20 protein-coding genes are annotated in these 21968 nt (G+C 69.9%); 15 read left to right on the top strand and 5 right to left on the bottom strand.

Annotated features, from left to right (window positions below; genetic code table 11):
• Window positions 1-12: 12 nt before the first annotated feature.
• Entirely contained in the window at window positions 13-1227 is a 1215-nt protein-coding gene (locus AC0KS4_RS15020) for a serine hydrolase domain-containing protein (RefSeq protein WP_238956289.1), read from the bottom strand.
• A gap of 297 nt (window positions 1228-1524) precedes the next feature.
• Here AC0KS4_RS15020 and pyrR point away from each other — a divergent pair, with 297 nt between their 5' ends.
• The 7 genes from pyrR to pyrF are packed head-to-tail and all read left to right on the top strand — an operon-like array spanning window position 1525 to window position 10185.
• Window positions 1525-2097 carry a bifunctional pyr operon transcriptional regulator/uracil phosphoribosyltransferase PyrR gene (pyrR, locus tag AC0KS4_RS15015; RefSeq protein ID WP_225328451.1) on the top strand — a complete coding sequence of 191 codons (573 nt, stop codon included), beginning with the start codon at window positions 1525-1527 and terminating at the stop codon, window positions 2095-2097.
• Window positions 2094-3062: an aspartate carbamoyltransferase catalytic subunit gene (locus tag AC0KS4_RS15010; protein ID WP_225328450.1), complete on the top strand. Its 969-nt coding sequence runs from the start codon at window positions 2094-2096 to the stop codon at window positions 3060-3062. Before pyrR ends, AC0KS4_RS15010 begins: the two co-directional genes overlap by 4 nt.
• The gene (locus AC0KS4_RS15005) at window positions 3059-4351 is read left to right on the top strand and encodes a dihydroorotase (protein WP_238956288.1); all 1293 of its coding nucleotides are present in this window, start codon (window positions 3059-3061) and stop codon (window positions 4349-4351) included. Before AC0KS4_RS15010 ends, AC0KS4_RS15005 begins: the two co-directional genes overlap by 4 nt.
• Window positions 4348-4866: a PH-like domain-containing protein gene (locus AC0KS4_RS15000; RefSeq protein ID WP_238956287.1), complete on the top strand. Its 519-nt coding sequence runs from the start codon at window positions 4348-4350 to the stop codon at window positions 4864-4866. Before AC0KS4_RS15005 ends, AC0KS4_RS15000 begins: the two co-directional genes overlap by 4 nt.
• Window positions 4863-5999, top strand: a complete 1137-nt coding sequence (gene carA, locus AC0KS4_RS14995; protein WP_238956286.1) for a glutamine-hydrolyzing carbamoyl-phosphate synthase small subunit — start codon at window positions 4863-4865, stop codon at window positions 5997-5999. Before AC0KS4_RS15000 ends, carA begins: the two co-directional genes overlap by 4 nt.
• Entirely contained in the window at window positions 5999-9364 is a 3366-nt protein-coding gene (gene carB / locus AC0KS4_RS14990) for a carbamoyl-phosphate synthase large subunit (RefSeq protein ID WP_238956285.1), read from the top strand. The genes carA and carB overlap by 1 nt, the downstream gene beginning before the upstream one ends.
• Window positions 9361-10185 (top strand): orotidine-5'-phosphate decarboxylase, encoded by an 825-nt coding sequence (gene pyrF, locus AC0KS4_RS14985; RefSeq protein ID WP_225328445.1) that lies wholly within the window; start codon window positions 9361-9363, stop codon window positions 10183-10185. The genes carB and pyrF overlap by 4 nt, the downstream gene beginning before the upstream one ends.
• A 56-nt stretch (window positions 10186-10241) precedes the next feature.
• On the opposite strand, the gene AC0KS4_RS14980 is transcribed toward pyrF, so the two are convergent.
• Entirely contained in the window at window positions 10242-10664 is a 423-nt protein-coding gene (locus AC0KS4_RS14980) for a TOBE domain-containing protein (RefSeq protein ID WP_008258197.1), read from the bottom strand.
• A 653-nt stretch (window positions 10665-11317) separates the two neighbouring features.
• Between AC0KS4_RS14980 and mihF the strand changes: the two genes are divergently transcribed.
• The 5 genes from mihF (at window position 11318) to metK (ending at window position 15378) form a co-directional block, all read left to right on the top strand.
• Entirely contained in the window at window positions 11318-11632 is a 315-nt protein-coding gene (mihF, locus tag AC0KS4_RS14975) for an integration host factor, actinobacterial type (RefSeq protein ID WP_007171927.1), read from the top strand.
• 109 nt (window positions 11633-11741) lie between these two features.
• The gene (gene gmk / locus AC0KS4_RS14970; protein WP_238957320.1) at window positions 11742-12389 is read left to right on the top strand and encodes a guanylate kinase; all 648 of its coding nucleotides are present in this window, start codon (window positions 11742-11744) and stop codon (window positions 12387-12389) included.
• Between the two features lie 74 nt (window positions 12390-12463).
• On the top strand, window positions 12464-12790 hold the full coding sequence (rpoZ, locus tag AC0KS4_RS14965; RefSeq protein WP_008258195.1) for a DNA-directed RNA polymerase subunit omega: 327 nt from the start codon (window positions 12464-12466) through the stop codon (window positions 12788-12790).
• Between the two features lie 21 nt (window positions 12791-12811).
• Window positions 12812-14074 (top strand): bifunctional phosphopantothenoylcysteine decarboxylase/phosphopantothenate--cysteine ligase CoaBC, encoded by a 1263-nt coding sequence (gene coaBC / locus AC0KS4_RS14960; RefSeq protein ID WP_238956284.1) that lies wholly within the window; start codon window positions 12812-12814, stop codon window positions 14072-14074.
• Between the two features lie 92 nt (window positions 14075-14166).
• A complete protein-coding gene (gene metK, locus AC0KS4_RS14955) occupies window positions 14167-15378 on the top strand; it encodes a methionine adenosyltransferase (protein ID WP_225328442.1) in 1212 nt (403 codons plus the stop codon).
• Between the two features lie 10 nt (window positions 15379-15388).
• Here the strand turns inward: metK and AC0KS4_RS14950 are convergent, their stop codons facing one another.
• The 3 genes from AC0KS4_RS14950 to AC0KS4_RS14940 are packed head-to-tail and all read right to left on the bottom strand — an operon-like array spanning window position 15389 to window position 18480.
• Window positions 15389-15955, bottom strand: coding sequence for a pyridoxamine 5'-phosphate oxidase family protein (locus tag AC0KS4_RS14950; RefSeq protein ID WP_238956283.1), 567 nt, complete (start codon window positions 15953-15955; stop codon window positions 15389-15391).
• A 16-nt stretch (window positions 15956-15971) separates the two neighbouring features.
• A complete protein-coding gene (locus tag AC0KS4_RS14945) occupies window positions 15972-17483 on the bottom strand; it encodes a flavin-containing monooxygenase (protein ID WP_238956282.1) in 1512 nt (503 codons plus the stop codon).
• 22 nt (window positions 17484-17505) lie between these two features.
• Window positions 17506-18480, bottom strand: a complete 975-nt coding sequence (locus AC0KS4_RS14940) for an alpha/beta hydrolase (RefSeq protein ID WP_238956281.1) — start codon at window positions 18478-18480, stop codon at window positions 17506-17508.
• Between AC0KS4_RS14940 and AC0KS4_RS14935 the strand changes: the two genes are divergently transcribed.
• The 3 genes from AC0KS4_RS14935 (at window position 18479) to AC0KS4_RS14925 (ending at window position 21968) form a co-directional block, all read left to right on the top strand.
• On the top strand, window positions 18479-19249 hold the full coding sequence (locus AC0KS4_RS14935; protein WP_238956280.1) for a lysoplasmalogenase: 771 nt from the start codon (window positions 18479-18481) through the stop codon (window positions 19247-19249). The two genes, AC0KS4_RS14940 and AC0KS4_RS14935, sit on opposite strands and share 2 nt — an antisense overlap.
• Window positions 19250-19386: 137 nt before the next feature.
• Window positions 19387-21354, top strand: a complete 1968-nt coding sequence (locus AC0KS4_RS14930) for a primosomal protein N' (RefSeq protein WP_275254430.1) — start codon at window positions 19387-19389, stop codon at window positions 21352-21354.
• 128 nt (window positions 21355-21482) lie between these two features.
• Window positions 21483-21968 (top strand): MarR family winged helix-turn-helix transcriptional regulator, encoded by a 486-nt coding sequence (locus AC0KS4_RS14925; protein WP_067165904.1) that lies wholly within the window; start codon window positions 21483-21485, stop codon window positions 21966-21968.

Raw genomic sequence — 21968 nt, 5'->3', positions numbered from 1 at the left:
GCGGTGCGCCCTTTAGAGGCCGAGCGCGCGATATGTGTTGCGGACAAATCTCGGTTGGGCGGTGCGGAGTTTGGCCAGCGACGTGTTGCCGGCGACGGCCGTGGCCGCGTCGACGGTCAGGTCCGGCAGGTTCTGGATGAGGTAGATCAGGATCAGATCCGTGGTGGGGTCCGCCTGCCACCAGGTCCCGTAGGCGCCCGGCCAGCTGAACGTGCCGACGCCGCCGGGCCCGAACAGCGGTGTGCTCCTTGCCGGATCGGTCACCACTGACAGGTTCAGCCCGAAGCCGCGGCCCACCCAATACGGCGCGCCGAGGAAGTTGTGCCGCTTCTGCTCGTCGGTGAGCCGGTCGGTGCGCATCAGCCGGACGGACTCCTCCGAGAGCACCCGCACGCCGTCGATCGTTCCGCCGTCGAGCAGCATCCGCACGAAACGCAGGTAATCGTCGGCGCTCGACCACAACCCGCCGCCGGCGTTGCAGAACGACGGCGGCGTGAGGTGCGGCGGGCCCATCATCCCGTGCTGCAGCTGGTGCTCGTTGGTCAGCCGGTACATGGTCGCCGCGCGGCGCCGGGCCTCGGGGGTGACGAAGAACCCGGTGTCGGTCATGCCCGCCGGATCCAGGATCCGTTCGTCGAGAACCTGATGGAACGGCTTGCCCTCGATGCGGGAAGCGATGACGCCCAGCAGGTCGATGGAATGGCTGTAGGTGACCCGGTCGCCGGGTTGGTGCACCAGCGGCAGCTTGGCGAGTTCGGCCAGCCAGGCGTCCGGGCCCTGATTGAACGGCAGCCGCATGTAGGCCTTGGCGATCGGCCCGGACACCGAGAATCCGTACGCCAGGCCGCTGGTGTGGGTGAGCAGGTCCTCGATCAGGATGGCGCGGTTCACCGGGTGGGTGCGGTCCAGCGGGCCGTGCGGATCGTCGAGCACCCGCACGTCGGCCAGCTCCGGCGCCCAGCGCACGATCGGATCCTTGAGCGTCAGCTTGCCCTCGTCGACCAGGCTCATGATCGTGGCGACGGTCACCGGCTTGGTCATCGACGCGATGCGAAACAGCGTGTCGCGCTGCATCGGCAGGCCCGCGTCGACGTCGCGATAGCCGATCTCGTTGACCTGCAGCAGTTCTCCGCGCTGCCACACCACCGTCACGGCGCCGGCGAGCAGGCCGGCGTCGCACACTTCGCGGACGGAGGCCGCGTTACCATCCAGGGTCCTGCGATTCACTCGGTCAGGTTAGCGGGCCGGCGCCGAAAGCCGATTGGCGCCGTTGCGCGCGGAAGGGGTGCCCAAGGACCGTCCACGTCCGTCCCACCGTCACTCGGCGACTTGTCGCTGTGAGGCGGGCACACATCCTGTCCTTCCCGGGAGAGACGCATGGGGCGGGTGTGACGAGCACGAGGCGAAGCGATGCGCGCCACACACGCCTGGCGCCGCCGCCCCCGAAATAAGTGCTACGCTGCCGTGCAGTCGACATCCTTTAACGATCCGTCCCGTGAGGCGGAGAAGGAGGTCAAGTTTCGTATGGGTGCTGCGGGCGACACGCGCTCAGGCAGTGATTCCCGGGAATTGATGTCGGCGGCCGACGTGGGCCGCACCATTTCCCGTATCGCACACCAGATCATCGAAAAGACGGCCCTCGACGGTCCCGACGCGCCGCGGGTCGTGCTACTGGGCATCCCCACACGCGGCGTGATCCTGGCCAAGCGTCTGGCCGGCAACATCGGCGAATACAGCGGCGTCGAGGTCGGCCACGGCGCGCTGGACATCACCCTGTACCGCGACGACCTGATGCAAAAACCACCGCGGCCGCTGGAAGCAACCTCGATCCCGGCCGGCGGCATCGACGACGCGTTGGTGATCCTGGTCGACGACGTGCTCTACTCCGGCCGCTCGGTGCGCTCCGCCCTGGACGCGCTGCGCGACGTCGGCCGCCCCCGGGTGGTGCAGCTGGCGGTGCTGGTCGACCGCGGCCATCGCGAACTGCCGCTGCGCGCCGATTACGTGGGCAAGAACGTTCCCACCTCACGCGGCGAGAGCGTGCACGTGTTGTTGAGGGAGAACGACGGTGACGACGGGGTGGTGATCTCGCGATGACGCGCCACCTGCTCGCCGCCGGCGACCTGAGCCTCGACGACGCGACCGCCATCCTCGACGACGCCGACCGCTTCGCCCAGGCGCTGGTGGGCCGCGAGATCAAGAAACTGCCGACGCTGCGCGGCCGCACCATCGTGACGATGTTCTACGAGAACTCGACCCGCACCCGGGTGTCCTTTGAGGTGGCCGGCAAGTGGATGAGCGCCGACGTGATCAACGTCAGTGCCACCGGATCGTCGGTGGGCAAGGGCGAGTCCCTGCGCGACACCGCACTGACGCTGCGGGCTGCCGGGGCGGACGCGCTGATCATCCGACATCCGGCGTCGGGCGCCGCGCATCTGCTTGCCGAATGGACATGCGCCGAAGGCGATTCCGCTGATTCCGGCCCCTCGGTGATCAACGCCGGGGACGGCACTCACGAGCACCCGACGCAGGCGCTGCTGGACGCGCTCACCATCCGCCAGCGGCTCGGCGGCATCGATGGCCGGCGCGTCGTGATCGTCGGCGACGTCCTGCACAGCCGGGTGGCTCGTTCCAACGTCATGTTGCTGCACACCTTGGGCGCCGAGGTGGTCCTGGTGGCACCGCCGACGCTGCTGCCGGTCGGCGTCGAGGGCTGGCCGGTCACCGTGTCCAACGACTTCGACGCCGAGCTGCCCGCCGCCGACGCGGTGCTGATGCTGCGCGTGCAGGCCGAGCGGATGAACGGCGGCTTCTTCCCGTCGGTGCGCGAATACTCGTCGCTGTACGGGCTTTCCGATCGTCGCCAGGCGATGCTGCCTGGCCACGCCGTGGTGCTGCACCCCGGACCGATGCTGCGCGGCATGGAGATCGCATCATCGGTGGCCGACTCGTCGCAATCGGCTGTGCTGCAACAGGTTTCCAACGGTGTGCATGTGCGGATGGCGGTGCTGTTCCACGTGCTCGTGGGTGCCGAGTCGGCCGGAAACGAGGGGGCCGCATGAGCGTTTTGCTGCGCGGGGTGCGCTTGTACGGTGAAGGTGACCGCGTCGATGTCCTGGTCGATGACGGTCAGATCGCCGAGATCGGCCCGGCATTGGAAATTCCCGATACGGCCGACGTGATCGATGCCACCGATCAGGTGCTGCTCCCGGGGTTCGTCGACCTGCACACCCACCTGCGCGAGCCGGGCCGAGAATACGCCGAAGACATCGAAACCGGTTCGGCCGCTGCGGCTTTGGGCGGATACACGGCGGTGTTCGCGATGGCCAACACCAATCCGGTCGCCGACAGCCCGGTGGTCACCGACCACGTCTGGCATCGGGGCCAGCAGGTCGGCCTGGTCGACGTGCACCCGGTGGGCGCCGTCACCGTCGGATTGGCCGGCAAAGAGCTCACCGAGATGGGCATGATGGCGAACGGGGCCGCGCAGGTGCGGATGTTCTCCGACGACGGCATCTGCGTGCACGATCCGCTGGTGATGCGCCGCGCCCTCGAGTACGCCACCGGCCTGGGCGTGCTCGTCGCCCAGCACGCCGAGGAACCCCGGCTGACCGTCGGCGCCGTCGCCCACGAGGGCCCCACCGCCGCCCGGCTGGGCCTGTCCGGATGGCCGCGGGCGGCCGAGGAATCCATCGTCGCCCGGGACGCGCTGCTGGCCCGCGACGCCGGCGCCCGGGTACACATCTGCCACGCCTCCACCGCGGGCACCGTCGAGATCGTGAAATGGGCTAAGGATCAAGGGATTTCGATCACCGCCGAGGTCACCCCGCACCACCTGATGCTCGACGACAGCCGGCTGGCCAGCTACGACGGGCGCAACCGCGTCAACCCGCCGCTGCGCGAGGCGGCCGACGCGGTGGCGCTGCGCCAGGCGCTGGCCGACGGCGTCATCGACTGCGTGGCCACCGATCACGCCCCGCACGCCGAGCACGAGAAGTGCGTGGAGTTCTCCGCGGCGCGGCCCGGCATGCTGGGGCTGCAGACGGCGCTGTCGATCGTGGTGCAGACGATGGTCATCCCCGGGCTGCTGACCTGGCGTGGCCTCGCCGGGGTGATGAGCGAAAACCCCGCGCGCATCGCGCGCCTGCCCGATCACGGCCGGCCGCTGGAGGTGGGGGAGCCGGCCAACCTGACCGTGGTGGACCCCGACGCCACGTGGACCGTCGCCGGGCCCGACCTGGCCAGCCGGTCGGCCAACACGCCCTACGAAGCGATGACCTTGCCCGCCACCGTGACCGCGACCCTGCTGCGCGGCAAGGTCACCTGTCGAGACGGGAAGTGCCCGGCATGAATTCGGGCACGCTGGTGGGGTCGCTGATCTTCGCGGCCGTGCTGGTGGTGGTGATCACGGTGGTGATCCAGCTGATGATGCGCAGCTGGCAGCGCCGCGCGCAGCGGCAGGCGGAGCTGATCGGCGACCTACCGCAGATCCCGGACCAGGTCGGTGCGGCGAGCATCACCACCCGCGGCCACTATTGCGGTTCCATGATGGCGCCGGGCTGGAGCGAGCGAATCGCGGCAGGCGATCTCGGTTACCGCAGCAAAGCGGTGCTGACCCGCTACGCCGGGGGCATCATGGTGGAACGCCTGCGGGCCCAACCGATTTGGATTCCACAGGAGTCGATCACGGCCATCCGCATGGAGCGCGGGATGGCGGTGCGGCCGGCCCGGATCGGCATTCTGGCGATCCGCTGGCGGCTGCCGTCGGGCGTCGAGATCGACACCGGTTTCCGGGCGAATGAGCGCCACGACTACGACGCGTGGCTCGAGGAACGACGGGATGGCCAGGAGAATGAGGTCGCGTGAGCAGTAAGGCCCTATTGGTACTCGAAGACGGCCGCGTCTTCACCGGCACGCCGTTCGGCAAGATCGGTCAAACGCTGGGCGAGGCCGTGTTTTCCACCGGCATGTCCGGCTACCAGGAGACGCTGACCGATCCCAGTTACCACCGGCAGATCGTGGTGGCCACCGCGCCGCAGATCGGCAACACCGGGTGGAACGACGAGGACGCCGAGAGCCGCGGCGACAAGATCTGGGTCGCCGGCTACGCGGTGCGCGACCCGTCGCCGCGCCCATCCAACTGGCGGGCCACCGGGACCCTGGAGGACGAGCTGATCCGCCAGCACATCGTGGGGATCGCCGGCATCGACACCCGGGCGGTGGTCCGGCATCTGCGCACCCGCGGCTCGATGAAGGCGGGCGTGTTCTCCGGCGACGCGCTCGCCGACCCGGACGAGTTGTTGCAGCGGGTGACGGGACAGCAGTCCATGCTGGGCGCCGACCTGGCCGGCGAGGTCAGCACGCCGGACACCTACATCGTGGAACCCGAAGGGACACACCGGTTTACGGTGGCCGCGCTGGACCTGGGCATCAAGACCAACACGCCACGCAATTTCGCCCGGCGCGGCATTCGCAGCCACGTGCTGGCGTCGTCGGCGACCTACGAGCAGATCGCCGACATCAAACCGGACGGAGTGTTCCTGTCCAACGGCCCGGGCGACCCCGCCACCGCCGATCACATCGTGGCGGTCACCCGCGAGGTGCTGGGGGCCGGAATCCCGTTGTTCGGCATCTGTTTCGGCAACCAGATCCTGGGCCGGGCGCTGGGCCTGTCTACCTACAAGATGGTGTTCGGCCACCGCGGCATCAACATCCCGGTCATGGACCACGCCACCGGGCGGGTGGCGGTGACCGCACAGAACCACGGCTTCGCGCTCGAGGGGGAGGCCGGCCAGTCGTTCGACACGCCGTTCGGCCAAGCGATCGTCAGCCACACCTGCGCCAACGACGGAGTGGTCGAGGGCGTCAAACTCGCCGACGGACGGGCCTTTTCGGTTCAATACCATCCGGAGGCCGCCGCCGGCCCTCACGACGCGAATTACCTGTTCGACCAATTCATCGAGTTGATGGCGGCCCCAAACCGCGGAAAGGGGCGGTAGTGCCGCGTCGTACCGATTTGCGTCACGTGCTGGTGATCGGTTCGGGCCCGATCGTGATCGGGCAGGCCTGCGAGTTCGACTACTCGGGCACCCAGGCCTGCCGGGTGCTGCGCGCCGAGGGGCTGCAGGTCAGCCTGGTCAACTCCAACCCGGCCACCATCATGACGGACCCCGAGTACGCCGACCACACCTACGTCGAGCCCATCACCCCCGCCTTCGTCGAACGGGTGATCGTGCAACAGGCCCAGCGGGGCAACAAGATCGACGCCCTGCTGGCCACCCTGGGCGGGCAGACCGCGCTCAACACCGCGGTCGCGCTCTACGAGAACGGGGCGCTCGAGCGCCACGGCGTGGAGCTCATCGGCGCCGACTTCGACGCCATCCAGCGCGGCGAGGACCGGCAGATGTTCAAGGACATCGTCGCCAAGGTGGGCGGTGAATCCGCCCGCAGCCGAGTGTGTTTCACCATGGAAGAGGTCCGCGAGACGGTCGAGGAGCTGGGCCTGCCGGTGGTAGTGCGGCCCAGCTTCACCATGGGCGGCCTGGGATCGGGGATGGCGCGATCCGTCGAGGAGGTCGACCGGATGGCCGGCGCCGGGCTGGCCGAGAGCCCCAGCGCCAACGTGCTCATCGAGGAATCGATCTACGGCTGGAAGGAATTCGAGCTCGAGCTGATGCGCGACGGCAACGACAACGTGGTCGTGGTGTGCTCGATCGAGAACTTCGACCCGATGGGCGTGCACACCGGCGACTCGGTCACCGTCGCGCCGGCCATGACGCTGACCGACCGCGAATACCAGCGGATGCGCGATCTCGGCATCGCGATCCTGCGCGAGGTCGGCGTGGACACCGGGGGCTGCAACATCCAGTTCGCGGTCAACCCGGCCGACGGCCGGCTGATCGTCATCGAGATGAATCCCCGGGTGTCGCGGTCAAGCGCGCTGGCGTCCAAGGCCACCGGCTTCCCGATCGCCAAGATCGCCGCCAAGCTGGCCATCGGCTACACCCTCGACGAGATCGTCAACGACATCACCAAGGAAACCCCGGCCTGCTTCGAGCCCACCCTGGACTACGTGGTGGTCAAGGCGCCGCGGTTCGCCTTCGAGAAGTTCCCGGGCGCCGATCCCACCCTGACCACCACGATGAAATCCGTCGGTGAGGCAATGTCGTTGGGCCGCAACTTCGTTGAGGCGCTGGGCAAGGTGATGCGATCGCTGGAGACCAGCCGCGTCGGCTTCTGGACCAAGCCCGACGACGAGGGGGATATCGAGGAGGTGTTGACCAGGCTGCGGACACCGACCGAGGGCCGCCTCTATGACATCGAACTCGCCCTGCGGCTGGGAGCGTCGGTGGAGCAGGTCGCCGAGGCCAGCGGTGTGGACCCGTGGTTCGTCGCGCAGATCGGCGAGCTGATCACGCTGCGCGCCGAGCTGATCGCCGCGCCGGTCCTCGACGCCGACCTGCTGAGGCGGGCCAAGCACAACGGGCTTTCGGACCGCCAGATCGCCGCGCTGCGGCCCGAATTGGCCGGTGAGAACGGGGTGCGGTCGCTGCGCGGGCGCTTGGGTGTGCACCCGGTGTACAAGACCGTCGACACCTGCGCGGCCGAGTTCGAGGCCAAGACGCCGTACCACTACAGCAGCTACGAACTGGACCCCGCGGCCGAGACCGAGGTGGCGCCGCAGACCGAGAAACCCAAGGTGCTGATCCTGGGGTCGGGCCCCAACCGGATCGGCCAGGGCATCGAATTCGACTACAGTTGCGTGCACGCGGCAACGACGTTGTCGCAGGCCGGTTTTGAGACCGTGATGGTCAACTGCAACCCGGAGACGGTGTCGACCGACTACGACACCGCCGACCGGCTGTACTTCGAGCCGCTGACCTTCGAGGACGTCCTGGAGGTTTTCCGCGCCGAGCAACAGTCGGCCGGCGACGGGCCCGGGGTGGTCGGGGTGATCGTGCAACTCGGCGGCCAAACGCCGCTCGGGTTGGCCCAGCGCCTCGCCGACGCGGGCGTACCGATCGTCGGTACCCCACCGGAAGCCATCGACCTGGCCGAGGACCGCGGCGCGTTCGGCGACGTGCTGACCGCGGCCGGCCTGCCGGCGCCGAAGTACGGCACCGCAACCACTTTCGACCAGGCCCGCCGGATCGCCGAAGACATCGGCTACCCGGTGCTGGTGCGGCCGTCCTACGTGCTGGGCGGCCGCGGCATGGAGATCGTCTACGACGAGGAGACGCTGCAGGGCTACATCACCCGCGCGACCGAGCTCTCGCCCGAGCACCCCGTGCTCGTCGACCGCTTCCTCGAAGACGCGGTGGAGATCGACGTCGACGCGCTCTGCGACGGCACCGAGGTGTACATCGGCGGCATCATGGAGCACATCGAGGAAGCCGGCATCCACTCCGGCGACTCGGCGTGCGCCCTGCCCCCGGTGACGCTGGGCCGCAGCGACATCGAGAAGGTGCGCCGCGCGACCGAGGCCATCGCGCACGGCATCGGCGTGATCGGGCTGCTCAACGTGCAGTACGCACTCAAGGACGACGTGCTCTACGTCCTGGAGGCCAACCCGCGCGCCAGCCGCACGGTGCCTTTCGTGTCCAAGGCCACCGCGATCCCGCTCGCCAAGGCGTGCGCCCGGATCATGTTGGGCGCCAGCATCTCCCAGCTCCGCGAGGAGGGGCTGCTGGCGGCGTCCGGCGACGGGGCCCACGCGGCGCTGGACGCTCCGATCGCCGTCAAGGAGGCGGTGTTGCCCTTCCACCGCTTCCGCCGCGCCGACGGCGCCGCCATCGATTCGCTGCTCGGCCCGGAGATGAAGTCCACCGGCGAGGTGATGGGCATCGACCGCGACTTCGGCACCGCCTTCGCCAAGAGCCAAACCGCCGCCTACGGGTCGCTGCCGGCCCAGGGCACCATCTTCGTGTCCGTGGCCAACCGGGACAAGCGCTCCCTGGTGTTTCCCGTCAAGCGCCTGGCGGACCTGGGATTCCGCGTCCTCGCCACCGAGGGCACCGCGGAGATGTTGCGGCGCAACGGGATTCCCTGCGACGAGGTGCGCAAGCATTTCGAGGACCCGCAACCGGGCCGTCCCGCAACGTCGGCGGTGGACGCCATCAAGGCCGGTGAGGTCGACCTGGTGATCAACACGCCCTACGGCAACTCCGGTCCGCGCATCGACGGCTACGAAATCCGTTCGGCCGCGGTGTCGGTCAACATCCCCTGCGTCACCACGGTGCAGGGCGCGTCGGCCGCGGTGCAGGGCATCGAGGCGGGCATCCGTGGCGACATCGACGTGCGGAGCCTGCAGGAGCTGCACAGCCAGATCGGTAACGGCGGCCAGCCCGGAAACGGTGCCCGGTGACCGGATTCGGGGTCCGGCTGACCGACGCGAAAGCCGAGCGCGGGCCGCTGTGCGTGGGCATCGACCCGCACCCCGAGCTGCTGCGGGCCTGGGGCCTGCCCACGACCGCCGACGGGCTGGCCGCGTTCTGCGACATCTGCATCGAGGCGTTCTCGGGGCTCGCCGTCGTCAAGCCCCAGGTGGCGTTCTTCGAGGCCTATGGCTCCGCCGGATTCGCGGTGCTCGAACGCACCATCGCAGCCCTGCGGTCGGCCGGGGTGCTGGTGCTGGCCGACGCCAAGCGCGGTGACATCGGAACGACGATGGCCGCCTACGCCGCTGCCTGGGCGGGGGATTCGCCGCTGGCCGCCGACGCGGTGACGGCCACGCCGTACCTGGGGTTCGGGTCGCTGCGGCCGCTGCTGGAAGCTGCCGCGGCGCACGACCGGGGCGTGTTCGTGCTGGCCGCGACCTCCAACCCGGAGGGCGCGACCGTGCAGCGGGCCGCCTTCGACGGCCGCACGGTGGCCCAGCTGGTCGTCGACCAGGCGGCGGTGGTGAATCGGTCGGCGACCCCGTCCGGGCCCGGATACGTCGGCGTCGTCGTGGGCGCGACCGTGCTGCAGGCACCCGATCTCAGCGCCCTGGGTGGGCCGGTGCTGGTGCCCGGCCTCGGGGTGCAGGGCGGGCGGCCCGAGGCGCTCGCCGGACTGGGCGGGGCCGAGCCGGGACAGCTGCTGCCCGCGGTGGCGCGCGAGGTGCTGCGGGCCGGGCCGGGGGTGGCGGAGCTGCGCGGGGCGGCCGAACGGATGCTGGACGCCGTCGCCTACCTGGCGGTCTGAGTTAGTGCGATGGCGGCGACCCGCTGCGCCCAGCTACGCCGCGCTTGCGATCGCCGCTAGTCCGACGCCAGCGCCGTGCTGGGCTGGGCGGTTTCGACGATGACGGTGGTGGCCTTGACGACGGCCACCGCGACGCTGCCGGGACGCAGCTGCAACTCCTCGGCGGCCTCGGTGCTCATCAGCGAAACGACGGTGAACGGACCGCACTGCATCTCCACCTGGGTCATCACCTTGTCGCTGACCACCGCGGTGACCAGCCCGACGAAGCGGTTGCGGGCCGAGCTGCCGATGCTGAGCGGGTCGGCCGGCGGTGCGGGCGCGTTGCTGCGGGAGAAGCGGGCGAGGTCCTCGCTGGCGATCACCTTGCGGCCGGCGGCGTCGTGGCTGACCTCCAACGCCCCCTGATTGATCCAGCGCCGCACGGTGTCATCACTGACGCCGAGCAGCTCAGCCGCCTGGCGAATCCGCAGGTTGGACACGCCCCGATCGTAACTGATCCCTCACCGCGGATTAGCTGAACGCCGTCCGGTCGGGCCGCTTTTCCGCAGGTGCGGATCGTTGTCCGCAAGAGTCCGGGTCCTGCGGTTGCACACCCTCTAGTGGTACGAATCCGCGGAACCGGAGAGCCCGAATTCGCCGGCCCCTGGCGGCCGCCGGCGAGGGCCCCGACCCCCCACGACCCCGCGGGACCCGCCGAACCCCGTCGCGGCGGGCGGGGCGGCGGCGCTGGCCTGCCGTTTGACGGCGAACGCGACACGCGCGACACGCCGTGACGAATGCGTGATCCCTCGCACCGCCGCGCGCGACTGCGCGCGGGCGCATTTCCCAACGGGCCCCGGCGCCGCAGCTCATGCGGACCGAACGCATAAAACCGCTGGTAGAGGGCTCAACTATGGCCGAAATCGGGCCGCGCCGGAGCCGTCGCGACGGCGTCGAGGCGGGCGTCGTCGACGGTGTCCGGCGGGCAGCTTGGGCGGGACACGCGCCGTTGCATGCTGGGAGTTTGCCCCGTTAAGCAGGGGGGCGGGTTAGATTTCGTCAGGAGGCCTGAGTACGGTCGTCTCCGCTGGCAGAAGAACCGGCGAGACAAAATGAGATCGATTGAAATTGATTGATCAGATACGGAGGAATCGTGGCCCTTCCCCAGTTGACCGACGAGCAGCGCGCGGCCGCGTTGGAGAAGGCGGCTGCCGCACGTCGAGCGCGAGCAGAGCTCAAGGACCGGCTGAAGCGTGGCGGCACCAACCTCACCCAGGTGCTCAAGGACGCCGAGACCGACGAAGTCCTGGGCAAGATGAAGGTTTCCGCGCTTCTCGAGGCGTTGCCCAAGGTGGGCAAGGTCAAGGCGCAGGAAATCATGACTGAGCTGGAGATCGCCCCCACCCGCCGCCTGCGCGGTCTCGGCGATCGTCAGCGCAAGGCCCTGCTGGAAAAGTTCGGCTCCTAACCCGGCCGCCGACGATGCAGGCCGAACGGCCTGAGGAGACGGCGGGCACACCGGCCCGAGCCGTGGGCGCACCTGCCCAGGAGCGCCGGTGAGCGGCGGGGGACCGGACATCCAGCACGGGTTACGTCCCGAACCATCCGGTGACGGACGTGTGGTCGTGCTGTCCGGTCCCTCCGCAGTCGGCAAGTCGACGGTGGTCCGGTGCCTGCGCGAGCGGGTCCCGGACCTGCATTTCAGCGTCTCGGCCACCACACGGGCGCCGCGGCCCGGCGAGGTCGACGGCGTCGACTACCACTTCGTCAGCCCCGAACGCTTCCAGCAGCTGATCGACGAGGGCGCGCTGCTGGAATGGGCCGAGATTCACGCGGGCCTACACCGCTCGGGCACCCTGGCCGAGCCGGTTCGGGCCGCCACCGCCCGCGGATTCCCGGTCCTGATCGAGGTGGATCTGGCCGGGGCCAGGGCAGTGAAGAGGGCGATGCCCGAGGCCCTGACGGTGTTTTTGGCGCCGCCCAGCTGGGAGGACTTGGAGGCCAGGCTCGTCGGCCGGGGCACCGAGACCCCGGAGGTCATGCAGCGGCGCCTCGAGACCGCCCGCATCGAAATGGCGGCCCGCGACGACTTCGACCGGGTGGTCGTCAACCGTCGATTGGAGTCTGCGTGCGCCGAATTGGTATCCTTGCTGGTGGGAACTGCGCCGAACCGGCATGACCCAGCTGGCCAGACCAGAAGCCAGACCGCATCCAATCAAGATTGAGTACCGAACTTTCAGCGGTGATCAGCCGTTTTGGGGCTCGAGCCCGATTTCGAACGCAGAGGAGATTGACCTCAGTGACTATTCCGCAGTCCGACGCGGCCCTGGCCGCCGTCCCCGACCGGTTCGATCTGTCCGCCGGGGCACCGGGCGCCTACGACACTCCGCTGGGCATCACCAACCCGCCCATCGACGAGCTGCTGGACCGGGTTTCGAGCAAGTACGCCCTGGTCATTTACGCGGCCAAGCGGGCCCGTCAGATCAACGATTACTACAACCAGCTCGGTGAGGGCATCCTCGAGTACGTGGGGCCGCTGGTCGAGCCGGGGCTGCAGGAAAAGCCGCTCTCGATCGCGCTCCGCGAGATCCACGGCGACCTGCTCGAGCACACCGAGGGCGAGTAACAGGGCCGGGCCGGGCGCGCTGTGGACCGCACGCGGATCCCCAAACGAGTCGTAGTCGGTGTCTCCGGCGGCATCGCCGCCTACAAGGCGTGCACCGTCGTCCGTCAGCTGTCCGAGGCCGGCCATTCCGTCCGGGTCATTCCGACCGAGTCCGCGCTGCGTTTCGTCGGCGCGGCCACTTTTGAGGCGCTCTCCGGCCAGCCGGTGCACACCGGCGTCTTCAACGACGTGCCCGAGGTCCCGCACGTCCAGCTCGGCAAGCAGGCCGACCTGGTCGTGGTGGCCCCGGCCACCGCGGATCTGTTGGCCCGCGCGGTGCACGGCCGCGCCGACGACCTGCTGACCGCCACGCTGCTCACCGCGCGATGCCCGGTGCTGTTCGCGCCGGCCATGCACACCGAGATGTGGCTGCACCCGGCCACCGTCGACAACGTGGCCACGTTGCGCCGGCGCGGCGCGGTGGTGCTCGAGCCCGCCGCCGGGCGGCTCACCGGGACGGACAGCGGCTCGGGCCGGCTCCCCGAAGCCGAGGAGATCACCACCCTGGCCCACCTACTGCTGGAACGCCACGACGCGCTGCCTTACGACCTCGCCGGCTGCAAGATGCTGGTGACCGCCGGCGGCACCCGCGAACCGGTCGACCCGGTGCGCTTCATCGGCAACCGAAGCTCCGGCAAACAGGGCTACGCCGTGGCGCGGGTGGCCGCCCAGCGCGGCGCCGAGGTCACCCTGATCGCCGGGCACACCGCCGGGCTGATCGATCCCGCCGGTGTCGAGGTCGTCCACGTCAGCTCCGCGAGCCAGTTGGGCGACGCGGTGTCCAAGCGCGCCCCCGAGGCCGACGTGCTGGTGATGGCCGCCGCGGTCGCCGACTTCCGGCCCGCGCACGTCGCCGCCGCCAAGATCAAAAAGGGCGCCACGGAAGACACAGGGGCGCCGACGATCGAGCTGGTGCGCAATGACGACGTGCTCGCCGGGGCGGTGCGGGCCCGCGCCCACGGGCAGCTGCCCAACATGCGGGCCATCGTGGGCTTCGCCGCCGAGACCGGCGACACAGAAGGCGACGTGCTGTTTCACGCGAGAGCCAAGCTGCAGCGCAAGGGCTGCGATCTGCTGGTGGTCAACGCCGTCGGCGATGGCCGCGCGTTCGAGGTGGACAGCAACGACGGCTGGCTGCTGGCCTCCGACGGCACCGAGTCGGCGCTGCAGCACGGCTCCAAGACATTGATGGCCAGTCGTATCGTGGATGCGATCGCCGCGTTCCTGCACGGGGACAGCGGGTAGAGGGTCGAGTTCTTCTCGGCACCGGGACGGGGTGCCGACCGGCTGACGCGGGCCGATATAATTCGGTTGACTAACTATTTGGAAGGATTGGCATGAGCGAAAAGGGTCGCCTGTTTACCAGTGAGTCGGTGACTGAGGGACATCCCGACAAAATCTGTGACGCGATCAGCGACTCGGTCCTCGACGCCCTGCTGGCGCAGGACCCGCGCTCACGTGTCGCGGTCGAGACGCTGGTGACCACCGGGCAGGTGCACGTGGTCGGTGAGGTGACGACGACGGCCAAGGAGGCCTTCGCCGACATCACCAACACGGTCCGCGAGCGCATCCTCGACATCGGCTACGACTCGTCGGACAAGGGCTTCGACGGGGCATCCTGCGGGGTGAACATCGGCATCGGCGCGCAATCGCCCGACATCGCCCAGGGCGTCGACACCGCCCACGAGACCCGCGTCGAGGGCGCGGCCGACCCGCTGGACTCCCAGGGCGCCGGCGACCAGGGCCTGATGTTCGGCTACGCGATCAACGACACCCCCGAGCGGATGCCGCTGCCCATCGCGCTGGCCCACCGCCTGTCGCGCCGGCTGACCGAGGTCCGCAAGAACGGGGTGCTGCCCTACCTGCGCCCCGACGGCAAGACGCAGGTCACGATCGAATTCGAGGACGACGTCCCGGTCCGGCTGGACACCGTGGTCATCTCCACCCAGCACGCGGCCGACATCGACCTGGAGAACACCCTGACACCCGACATCCGGGAAAAGGTGCTCAACACCGTGCTCAACGACCTGGCGCACGACACGCTGGACACCTCCTCGACGCGGCTGCTGGTCAACCCGACCGGCAAGTTCGTCGTCGGCGGCCCGATGGGGGACGCGGGGCTGACCGGCCGCAAGATCATCGTCGACACCTACGGCGGCTGGGCGCGGCACGGCGGTGGGGCCTTCTCCGGCAAGGACCCGTCCAAGGTGGACCGCTCGGCGGCGTACGCGATGCGCTGGGTGGCTAAGAACATCGTCGCCGCCGGGCTCGCGGAGCGGGTCGAGGTGCAGGTGGCTTACGCCATCGGCAAGGCCGCGCCGGTCGGGTTGTTCATCGAGACCTTCGGCACCGCGACCGTCGACCCGGTCAAGATCGAGAAGATCGTTCCCGAGGTGTTCGACCTGCGACCCGGCGCGATCATCCGCGACCTGGACCTGCTGCGCCCGATCTACGCGCAGACCGCCGCCTACGGGCACTTCGGCCGCACCGACGTCGAACTGCCCTGGGAGCAGCTGAACAAGGTCGACGACCTCAAGCGCGCCATCTAGGCGCGGCGGCTCACTGCCGCGGCGCCGGGTGGTCGGGATCGAGCGCGGGCAACCCGTCGATGCTGCGCCGGTTCCGGTGGATCAGCCGCGTGTAGGCCTCGTCGGGCGCCTTGTGGTGATACGCGTCGAGCACCGGTCGCTCGTCGACCAGCTCGTAGTAGGGCACCGCGAATCCGCACGCGTCGGCGATCCGCTCCACGTCGACCACGATGATGGCGCGGATCCCCGCATGCCGGTCACCGAAATGCGTGATGAGATCGGCGAATTCGGCGTCGTCGGGCCGGATCACCCGCCCGGTGCCGAACAGCCGCAGGATCCGCGAGTTGCGGGTGAACGAGCAGAACATGACGGTGATGCGGCCGTTGTCGCGCAGATGGGCGATGGTCTCCACGCCGCTGCCGAACAGGTCCAGGTAGGCCACGGTGCGCTCGTCGAGCACCGCGAACGTGTCGCAATACCCCTTGGGGGACAGGTTGATTCGACCACCCTCGGAGGGCGCGGTGGCGACGAAGAAAACGGCCTGTTGGCGGATGAAGTCGCGCAGCGACTCGTCGATGTTGTCAAATTCCTTCGCCACCCGTGCAGCGTATCCGCTAGCCGGTGAAGCGGTAGTCGTCCAGATCGAATCGGCGGCTGCGCCAGTAGACCTCCGGGGTGGTGCCCGGCCGCAGCGGCACGTCACCGTTCTTGTCGAAGTAATAGCTGTTGGCCAGCCGGCAACTGTCCTGCCAGAAGATCTGCCGGTGCCGTCGGCGCATCATCTCGGCGAAATAGCGGTCGTTGGCCTCCTCGCTCACCTCGACGCGGGTCGCGCCGAGGCGCTTGGCCCGCTTGAGGCACCGCACGATGTGATGGGTCTGCGCCTCGATCAGCGCGAAATACGACGAGCCGACGTAACCGTACGGCCCGAACACCGTGAACAGGTTGGGAAAACCCGGAACGGTGACGCCCTCGTAGGCCTGCAGGCGGTGCTCGTCCCAGAACCGGCTCAACGACCGACCGCCGCTGCCGGTGACCGCGAACGTGGGGACGTTGTCGGGGTCCATCACCTTGAAGCCGGTCGCCAGGATGAGCACGTCGACGTCGTGGGTTTCGCCGTCGGTGGTCGCCACCGCGTCGGGCGTGATCTTGTCGATCGGTTCGGTGACCAGCCGCACGTTGTCGCGGTTGAACGTGGCCAGATAGCCGTTGTGGAATCCGGGGCGCTTGCAGCCGACGGCGTACTGCGGGGTGAGCTGCTCGCGCACCGCCGGGTCGCGGACCTGTCGCCGCAGATAGGCGCGTCCCAGCGCGGCCATCCTCTTGGCCAGCGGGAACACCGTGAAATAGTGCGCCGAGATCGGGAAGGTGAGTTCCACGTACGCCTGGCTGAGCAGCCGCTGCAGCACCAAGGCGGCGGGGATGCGCATCGCCCAGCGCGCCGGCGCGGGCAACGGGACGTCCAGCTTCGGGAAACACCAGATCGGGGTGCGCTGAAACACGGTGAGCGACGAGACAATTGGCGCGATCTCGGGGATCACCTGCACGGCCGAGGCGCCGGTGCCGATCACCGCGACGCGCTTGCCGGTCAAGTCCTGGCCGTGATCCCACCGCGCGGTGTGCATGGTGATGCCGGCGAACGAGTCCACCCCGTCGATGTCGGGCAGGTTCGGCACCGTCAGCACGCCGCAGGCGCTGATCAAGAACCTCGCCGTGATTTCGCCCGCCGGGTCGGTCTGCACCCGCCACAGGCCCCGCTCGTCGTCGAACTCGGCCGCTTGCACCTTGGTGTTGAACCGGATCCGCGAACGGATGCCGTACTTGTCGGCGCAGTGCTCGGCGTAGGCCTTGAGCTCGCGGCCCGGCGCGTAGGTGCGCGACCAGTGCCGGCTCTGCTCGAAGGAGAACTGGTAGGAGAACGACGGAATGTCCACGGCGATACCGGGATAGGTGTTCCAGTGCCAGGTCCCGCCGACCCCGTCGCCGGCTTCGAGCACCAGGTAATCGGGCAGCCCGGCCCTGTCGAGGTTGATGGCGGCGCCGATGCCGGAGAATCCGGCGCCGATGATCAGCGTGTGGTAGTCGGGGGTCTCCCCGTCCAGCCGGGCGAAGGTGCGCTCCGTCATGAACTCACCGTACGCCCTGGCCTCAGCGCTGCAGGGCGGTTCGCAGCGCCGCCAGCCCGCGTTCGAGCGCCGCGGTGGCCGCGGGTACCACACCGGCATAGCCGAGGTAGCCGTGGACCAGCGTCTCGGCGTTGTGCACCTGGACGGCGACCCCGGCGGCCGCCAGCCGCTCGCCGTACCGGATGCCGTCATCGCGCAGCGGGTCGTAGCCGGCGACGCCGATGTAGGCCGGCGCCAGATCGCTCAGGTCTTTGGCCCGCCCCGGCGCCATATCCGACGGCGGGTCGGACAGGTCGACTTCGCCCGCGTACCAACGAGAGAACTCGGCGACGGCCTTGACATCGAGAATCGGCGCGGTGGCGTTCTCGGCGAAGGACGGCAGCGTGGCGTCCCACATGGTCGACGGGTACCACAGCAACTGGAACCTCAAGTCCGGTCCGCCGCCGTCGCGGGCCCGCTGCGCGACCGCGGCGGCGATGGTGCCGCCCGCCGAATCCCCGGCGACCGCGATCCGGCCCGGGTCGCCGTGTAGGTCGGCGGCGTGCTCGGCGACCCAAAGCGTTGCGGCCCACGCGTCTTCGACGGCGGCGGGGTAGGGGTGCTCGGGAGCCAGCCGGTAGTCGACCGACACCACGATCGCGTCGGCGCCGACCGCATGCTGGCGGGCCGTGCCGTCGTGGGTGTCGAGGTCGCCGATCACGAAGCCGCCGCCGTGGAAAAACAGCACGACGGGCGCCGCGGGGATCCCGGGCCGGCCGTCGGAATGGCTTGGCGGCCAATAGATCCGGACCGCGACCGAACCCGCGGGGCCCGCAACCGTGCGGTCCTCGACCCGCAGCTCGGGATGCAACGGCCTGCGCGGCAGGTCGCGGAACCGCTGCCGCGCCGCGTCGATTCCGTCCTCGGTGGATAGCCGGAAGGGAACCGCATCCAGTACCTTCTGCAGGATGGGGTCGATCCCGGGTTTCTCGTCGGCTGGGTCATCCAAGCTGGGCATGGACGTACCGTACGCACCTCGCCTGGTGGCGGGCGCCTGGGTGGTGGCCGGCTGGGTGGCCCTGGGCTACGGCATCTACCTGACCGTGCTGGCGCTGCGCTCCCCGCCGGGAATGGAGCTGACCGGTCACTGGGTGCTGCAGCCGGCGTTCAAGGCGTCGATGGCGGTCCTGCTGACGCTGGCCGCGGCGGGGCACGGATGCGTTCGGGAGCGGCGTTGGCTGATGGCGGCGCTGCTGTTGTCGGCCATCGGTGACTGGGTGCTCGCGATCCCGTGGTGGACGCTGTCCTTCGAGGTCGGTCTGTTGTCATTCCTATTGGCGCACATGTGTTTTATCGCCGCCCTGCTGCCGCTGGTGCCGCCGTTGTCGCGGTCGCCGCAGACCGAGCGGCCCGCGGCGCTCCGGATCGCCGCGGTGGTCCTGATGTGTCTGGTGTCGATCGCGTTGCTGGCGTGGTTCTGGCCCCATCTGGGCCCGGACAAGCTGACGCTGCCGGTGACCGTCTACATGGTGGTGCTGACCGCGATGGTGTGCACGGCGCTGCTGGCGAAACTGCCGACGATCTGGACGGCGGTGGGGGCGCTGTGTTTCGCGGCGTCGGACTCGATGATCGCCATCAGCCGCTTCATCCTGGGCAACGAGGCGCTCGCCGTGCCGATTTGGTGGTCGTACGCGGCGGCCCAGATCCTGATCACGGCGGGGTTCTTCTTCGGCCGCGAGCTGCCCGGCCACGACACCGGGGACGCCTCGGCGCCCGCCGAAGGCTGATTTGTCAGTGGTCGCCGGTACGCTGCGGGCCGGACGGTAAAAACATTGGATAGCACCATGATTCGCGGCCCGAGGGCGCCGTGAGCCCCAGCGCGCGCACGCCGGTCGAGGTAGAGCCCATCGCCCGCGTGCTGCCGATGCTGTCGGTGCCGCACCTGGACCGCGAGTTCGACTACCTGGTGTCGGCCGAGCAGTCCGACGACGCCCAGCCCGGGGTGCGGGTCCGGGTGCGCTTCCATGGCCGGTTGGTCGACGGGTTCGTGCTGGAGCGCCGCAATGACACCGACCACCCGGGCAAGCTGGGTTGGCTCGATCGCGTCGTGTCGGCCGAACCGGTGCTCACCCCCGAAATCCGCCGGCTGGTCGACGCGGTGGCCGCGCGCTACGCGGGCACCCGCCCCGACGTGTTGCGTCTGGCCGTGCCGGCCCGCCACGCCAGGGTGGAGCGGGAGCCCGTGGTCAGCCGGGATCCGCCGGGCCGAGTGATCCCGGCGCCCGTCGACCCGTCGGGCTGGGACGTCTACGGGCGGGGCGCTCAGTTCCTCGCCGCCCTGGCCGAGTCGCGCGCCGCCCGGGCCGTGTGGCAGGCGCTGCCGGGCGAGCCGTGGACCGATCGCTTCGCCGAGGCCGCCGCGCAAACCGTGCGAGCCGGCCGGTCCGTGCTGGCGATCGTTCCCGATCAGCGCGACCTCGACGCCCTGTGGCGGGCCGCGACGTCGCGGATCGACGAGGGCTGCGTGGTGTCCCTGTCGGCCGGCCTGGGACCGGCGGCCCGGTACCGCCGCTGGCTGGCGGCGCTGCGCGGCACCGCGCGGCTGGTGATCGGCACCCGCAGCGCGGTGTTCACGCCGCTGAGCGATCTGGGTCTGGTCATGGTGTGGGCCGACGCCGACGACAGCCTGGCCGAGCCGCGGGCCCCGTACCCGCACGCCCGCGAGGTGGCAATGCTGCGTGCGCATCAGGCCCGGTGCGCGGCGCTGATCGGCGGTTACGCGCGCACCGCGGAGGCGCACGCGCTGGTGCGCAGCGGATGGGCGCAGGACATCGCCGCGGCCCGGCCCGTGGTGCGCGCCCGCACCCCGCGGGTGAGCGCGCTCGACGACACCGGCTACGCCGACGAGCGCGACCCGGCGGCGCGCACGGCACGCATTCCCTCGATCGCGCTGCGCGCCGCCCGCTCGGCGCTGCAGGCCGGGGCGCCGGTGCTGGTGCAGGTGCCGCGGCGTGGGTACGTTCCGTCGCTGGCGTGCGCGCGCTGCCGCACCATCGCCCGCTGCCGGCACTGCACGGGCCCCCTCTCACTACCCGAGTCGTCGCGGGAGGGGGGCGCGGCGCTGCTGTGCCGCTGGTGCGGGCGGGTCGACTCGACGCGCCGGTGCGCGCGCTGCGGGTCGGACGCGGTGCGCGCCGTCGTCGTCGGGGCCCGCCGCACCGCCGAAGAGCTCGGACGCGCGTTTCCGGGCACGGCGGTGATCACCTCCTCGGGCGACGGCATCGTGCCCGAGGTCGCCCCCGGCCCGGCCCTGGTGGTCGCCACCCCGGGGGCCGAGCCGCACGCGTCCGGCGGCTACGGCGCCGCGCTGCTGTTGGACACGTGGGCGCTGCTGGGCCGGCAGGATCTGCGCGCCGCCGAGGACGCGCTGTGGCGCTGGATGAGCGCCGCCGCGCTGGTGCGCGCCCGCGGCGACGGCGGCGTGGTGCTGGTGGTCGCCGAATCATCGCTTCCCACAGTGCAATCGCTGATCCGCTGGGACCCGGTGGGCCACGCGGAATCGGAACTGACCGCCCGTGCCGAGGTGGGCCTGCCGCCCAGCGTGCACATGGCGGCCATCGACGGAACGCCCGACGCGGTGACCGCGCTGCTCGACGAGATCCGGCTGGCCGACCTCGAAGCCGACCTGCTCGGCCCGGTGGACCTGCCGCCCGGCGTGCGCCGCCCCGCGGGGACCCCGCCCGGCGTGGCGGCGACGAGGATGCTGGTGCGCGTGCCCCGCCGGCAGGGCCTGGCGCTGGCGGCCGCGCTGCGCCGCGGCGTCGGCGTGCTCAGCGCCCGGCAAACCCATGAGCCCGCCCGGGTGCAGATCGATCCGTTGCACATCGGCTAACCTTCACGAACCGTTACCCTGGGCGACAGTATGTGCATGCAATATTTCCTGTTTACGACATTGGAAGGTTGCTACACTTTCTATTCCTTAGCCGCCGAGAGGCCGGAAACCATCCGGGGAGGGGCGATATGACAGCGGACAACGCCACTGTTGACGAGTCATTGGACGTCATCACCGATGCTTTGCTGACGGCCTCCCGTTTGCTGATGGCGATCTCGGCCCGTTCCGTCGGGCAGGTCGACGAGACCATCACCATCGCGCAGTTCCGGACGCTGGTGATCCTGTCCAACCGCGGACCGGTGAATCTGGCCACCCTCGCGGGTCTGCTGGGCGTGCAGCCGTCGGCCACCGGCCGGATGGTGGACCGATTGGTCGCCGCCGGACTGATCGACCGCCTGCCGCACCCGACCTCGCGCCGTGAGCTGCTGGCCGCGCTGACCACGCGCGGCCGCGACGTCGTCCACCAGGTCACCGCGCACCGGCGCACCGAGATCGCGGCGATCGTCGCGAAGATGCCGCCGCCGGAGCGCCACGGGCTGGTGCGGGCGCTGACGGCGTTCACCGCGGCCGGCGGCGAGCCCGACGTGCACCTGGACGCCGATATCGACCTGTAG

The organism is Mycobacterium sp. NTMscope_MAC_12 (genome assembly GCF_976985675.1).
Note: the sequence above shows the minus strand (reverse complement) of the source record. Positions and strands in the feature narration are given on the sequence as shown.